The organism is Xanthomonas sp. SHU 199 (genome assembly GCF_000364665.1).
Classification (GTDB): domain Bacteria; phylum Pseudomonadota; class Gammaproteobacteria; order Xanthomonadales; family Xanthomonadaceae; genus Xanthomonas_A; species Xanthomonas_A sontii.
The window spans coordinates 1-4,535 of record NZ_AQOI01000144.1 but is presented as its reverse complement, the minus strand read 5'-3'; the positions used below and the strand labels follow the sequence as shown (position 1 = coordinate 4,535).

General features: G+C 72.7%; 4 protein-coding genes and 1 pseudogene. 2 read left to right on the top strand and 3 right to left on the bottom strand.

The features are described 5' to 3' along the window. Positions 1–160: 160 nt before the first annotated feature. Positions 161–763, top strand: coding sequence for a response regulator transcription factor (locus tag D183_RS0106755; protein WP_026144256.1), 603 nt, complete (start codon positions 161–163; stop codon positions 761–763). Positions 764–866: 103 nt separating this feature from the next. Further along, positions 867–2,558 (top strand): sensor domain-containing diguanylate cyclase, encoded by a 1,692-nt coding sequence (locus D183_RS0106750; protein ID WP_017908336.1) that lies wholly within the window; start codon positions 867–869, stop codon positions 2,556–2,558. An 88-nt stretch (positions 2,559–2,646) separates the two neighbouring features. On the opposite strand, the pseudogene D183_RS0106745 reads toward D183_RS0106750, so the two are convergent. The 3 genes and pseudogenes from D183_RS0106745 to D183_RS0106735 form a co-directional block, all read right to left on the bottom strand. Continuing rightward, positions 2,647–2,808 (bottom strand): annotated as a pseudogene (locus tag D183_RS0106745) (TonB-dependent receptor); the annotation flags it as partial. Between the two features lie 184 nt (positions 2,809–2,992). Continuing rightward, complete coding sequence (locus D183_RS0106740) at positions 2,993–3,562, bottom strand: cytochrome b (protein ID WP_017908334.1); 570 nt, start codon at positions 3,560–3,562, stop codon at positions 2,993–2,995. After that, a partial coding sequence (locus tag D183_RS0106735; RefSeq protein ID WP_017908333.1) for a catalase family peroxidase occupies positions 3,559–4,535 on the bottom strand: 977 nt, incomplete at its 5' end. The genes D183_RS0106735 and D183_RS0106740, both read right to left, overlap by 4 nt.

Below are 4,535 nucleotides of genomic sequence, written 5' to 3'. Positions count from 1 at the left end.
TGCCTGGTCGCTGCCGCGCCGTTGCCGCGGGTCGAGGCGGCGATGGCGGACGCCGCGCCGGCGGCGCGGATGCAGTCCCCGGTGGACCAGGACGCCGCGCTCGGCTGAGCGCCGGCCCGGCCCGGGCACTACAATGGGCCGACAAGGACCGGGGGGTGCCGTGATTCGTTTAGTGCTGGCGGAGGACCAGGCAATGGTGCGCGGTGCGCTGGGCGCACTGCTGGGCCTGGAAGCGGATCTCGACCTGGTCGCCAGCGCGGCCGACGGCGAAGCCGCCTGGCGCGCGCTGCAGGCGCATGCGCCGGACCTGCTGGTCACCGACATCGAGATGCCCGGCCTCAGCGGCCTGGAGCTGGCCCAGCGCATCCAGCGCCAGCAACTGCCGGTGCGCGTCATCATCGTCACCACCTTCGCCCGCCCCGGCTTCCTGCGCCGCGCCCTGGATGCCGGGGTCGGTGGCTACCTGCTCAAGGACGCACCGCCGCAGCGGCTGATCGACGCGATCCGCCAAGTGCACCGCGGCGGCCGTGCGATCGCCCCGGAACTGGCGCTGGAAGCCTGGTCCGAGGCCGACCCGCTCAACGACCGCGAGCGCCAGGTGCTGCGCCTGGCCGGCGAGGGCGCCTCGGCCGGCGACATCGCCACGCAGTTGGGGCTGTCGTCGGGCACGGTGCGCAACTACCTGTCCGAGGCGATCGGCAAGCTCGGGGTCGGCAACCGCATCGAGGCGGCGCGGCTGGCCCGGCAGAAGGGCTGGCTGTGATGCGGCGCGCGGTTCGGCCTGAAACTTGCATGGCTCCCTGCGCTTGACTGCGCAGCGCAGTTGGTGGCGCGCGCGGCCTTCCTCCCTTCCCCTCGTCGACGCCATGCCCTCCACCACGATCAACCGCTATGGCGTGCCGCTGGCCCTGCTGCTGCTGTTGGGCATCAGCGGCGGCGTGCTGGTGGGTAGCGAGCGCTTTCTCGCCGATGCGGCCGCGGTGCAGCGCAGCCACCGGGTCATTGCCGAGATCAACGGCCTGCAGCTGAACCTCGCCGACTGCGATGCCTCGCTGCGCGGCTTCCTGCTGCTGGACAGCCGCGAACACCTGGCCGATTTCCGGGCGTGCCAGCGCGCGCTGCCGCCGCGGCTGCAGCAACTGGCCACGCTGCTGCAGGGCAACCCCGCGCAGCAGCAGCGGCTGCAGGAGGTCCAGGCGCAGATCGAGGCGCGCATGCGCGACAGCGCGCTCGCCGTGGCCCGCTTCCAGGGCAGAGCGGCAGGCATGCGCAAGCCGGACCCGGAGCGCGCCCGCCAGGGCCGTCTGATGTCGCAGGCGATCCGGCGCAACACCGACAGCCTGGTGCGCAGCGAGCGCGCGGCGCTGGCCAGCAGCGCCCGCTCCACCGCCGCCAACGCCGACCTGCTGCGCCGGCTGGCGGTGATCGGCATCCCCACGGTGTGCGCGCTGACCCTGGGCCTGTACCTGCTGCTGCGCCGCGAGATCGGCCGCCGCAGTCAGGCCGAGCAGCGCGGTCACCATGCCAATGCGCTGCTGGTGGGCACCGTGCAGCAGATGCAGCGCACCGAACAGGATCTGCGCACGCTCAACCGCTGCAGCCGCGGACTGCAGAGCTGCGTGCAGCAGGACGAGGCGGTGGAGGTCGCGCGGCAGGCGCTGGAGCGCCTGCTCGGCGACGCCGGCTGCAGCGTGTACTGCACCGACGCGGCGGGCGAGCAGGCGGTCTGCGTCGCGCACTGGGGCGAGGATGCGGTGTGCGCGCCGTCGCTGTCGCTGAGTGGCTGCGAAGGCCTGCGCAGCCGCGCTACCCAGATCCAGCGGCCCGGCGCCGCGCCGGCCTGCGCGCATGCCGCCGGCGTGGCACGCCATGGCACTTGCGTGCCGATGATGGTGCAGGGCGAGCCGCTGGGGCTGATCCACCTGTCCAGCCGCGATCCGACCCTGCTCGAGCGCCTGCCCCTGGTCGAGGTGGTGGCCGAACAGCTGGCGATGGCGCTGCACAACCTGCAGTTGCGCCAGCGCCTGCGCACGCAGTCGATCCGCGATCCGTTGACCGGGCTGTACAACCGCCGCTACCTGGAAGAATCGCTGGTGCGCGAACTGGCGCGCTGCGAGCGCCGTGAGCAGCCGCTGGCGCTGATGATGCTGGATCTGGACCATTTCAAGGCGCTCAACGACCGCCTTGGTCACGCCGGCGGCGATGCCTTGCTGGCCGCGTTCGGTCAGTTGCTGGCCGGGCTGGTGCGGCCGGAGGACATCGCCTGCCGCTACGGCGGCGAGGAGTTCACGGTGATCCTGCCGGGCGCCGCCGCCGACGTGGCGCAGCGCCGCGCCGAGCAGATCCGCGCCGCGGTGGCGAACCTGCAGGTGCAGCACCAGGGTCAGGCGCTGCCGCCGGTGACCGTGTCGATCGGCGTGGCCGCCTATCCGGACCACGGCCGCAGCACCGAGGAACTGCTGCGCTGCGCGGATGCGGCGCTGTACCGCGGCAAGCGCAGCGGCCGCAACCGGGTCGCTGCCGCTGGCGACGCACCGCTGCGCATCGCCGAGGCCTAGGCCGCCTCCATCCCGTGCATGCAGTGCCGCGGTCGCGCGCCTGCGCCGCGGCCGTGCCAGCGTCAGCACCCGCGCGCGGCCTGCCGGCTCAGAACGACCAGCTGAAGCTCAGCGTGCCGTTGCGCGGTTCGCCCCAGGCACCGTCGCCGTAGATCTGCGCGTAGTAACGCTTGTCCAGCAGGTTGTTGAGGTTGAGCTGCACCGAGAAGGCCGGCGACAGGCGGTAGCGTGCGAAAGCGCTGACCAGCGCGCCCGTCCGCCGACAAGTGTAATGGCGGCCCGGGGCCGGGACCATGTCGGGAGCGACACAAACGCGTGGCGTCGCCCGGGAGACAGGCCGCACCGCACTGGCCGAATCGACATGCGCGTGCCGGCGCTAGCGTGCGCAGCGCGGGACGCACGCGCTGCGCCCCGCGTGTCGCGTCGTGGGTGGACTACGCCTTGTCGCGTGGCGCTGCAGGCGTCGCCGCGCCGCGCGCCATGCTTGAGAACACGCCATCGCGGCGTACCCAGGCATGGAACAGCGCCGCGCACAGGTGCGCCAGCACCGTGGCGAACAGCAGGTAGGCCAGCCAGCCATGCGCGCTGCGCAGCCAGGCATACAGCGCCGGGCTGTGCGGGGCGATCGGCGGCAACTGCAGGCCCGGCCACAGCACGATCGGATAGCCGCCGGCCGAGAGCATCGACCAGCCCAGCAGCGGCATCGCCAGCATCAGCGCGTACAGCAGCCAGTGCGAGGCATGCGCGGCGGCCTTTTGCCAGCGCGGCAGGTCGGCCGGCAGCGGCGGCGGCCGGTGCCGCAGGCGGTTGCCCAGGCGCACCAGCACCAGCACCAGGATGGCGATCCCGAGCGGGCGGTGCAGGTTCAGCAGCCAGGGCCGCTGCGACACCGAGGCGACCATGCCCACGCCGACGAACAGCATGGTCAGGATCATCGCCGCCATCAGCCAGTGCAGCACGCGCGCGAGCAGGTTGAAGTGCGCGGAGCGGTCGTCGCGGTTCATTGCGCACCTCCGTGCGGCTTACCGGTCGCATCGGGCGCCTGGCCGCGGGCGATCTCGCGCTCGCGGCGGTTGAAGGACTGCGAGTACACCGCCGAGCGTGCGGCCAGGATCGGATCGTCGGAGCCGGCGATGCCGTGCGGCAGGATCAGCGGATCGTAGTTGAGGTCGCGGCACGGCCCGGTGGCCTGCGGCTCGGCATGGTCCAGCACCAGGGTGCCGGCGACCACCTGCTGGCGGTCCTGCGGCCACGGCTGCGACGGATCGTCGACCGGGTCGCCGGGCGCGGCCACGGTCAGTACCAGATCCCAGCGCAGCGGACCGCGCGCCAGCCGCGCCTGCAGGTCTTCGCTGAGGAAGTCGGCGTCGGCCTTGGCGCGTTGCTCGGCCGACAGCGGCGCGAACGGGGTCTGCGGGCGCATCGACCAGCGCACCGCATGCGTGCTGCCGTCGGCGGCGGTGAAGCGGAACGCGTTGACGCCGTTGTACTGGGTGTTGGCCCAGCTGTTGGACCATGGTGCGGTCTTGGCCCACTCCTGGAACTTCTTCGCTTCCGGGTAGCGCTGCAGGAACGCCGCCATCTTCGCCGGGTCCGGCTTGCCGGTGGCCGGATCCGGCCGCGCGGCCAGCGTCTGCGCCATGAAGCCCTCGGTGTTGGCGACCACGAAGAACGGGAAGCTGTTCATCGCCGTGCGCCATTCCTGGCCGTCGTCGCTGCGCAACTGCAGCGCCATGCTGCGCACGCGGGCGGCGCCGTCGGCGCCATGCGGGTCGCCGCCGCCGATCGACAGGCGGCCCAGCACCGGCACCGAGGATTGCGCGAACACCCGTGCCGAGGACAGCGCGCTGCCCTGGCCGTTGCCCTCGAAATGGCCGCTGACGCACACGCCCTTGCTGTGCGCACGGCGGAAGCCCGGATGCGGCGGGCCGCCGGCTTCGATGGCGTCGGTCATGCGCTGCGCGGTCAGCCGCTGCG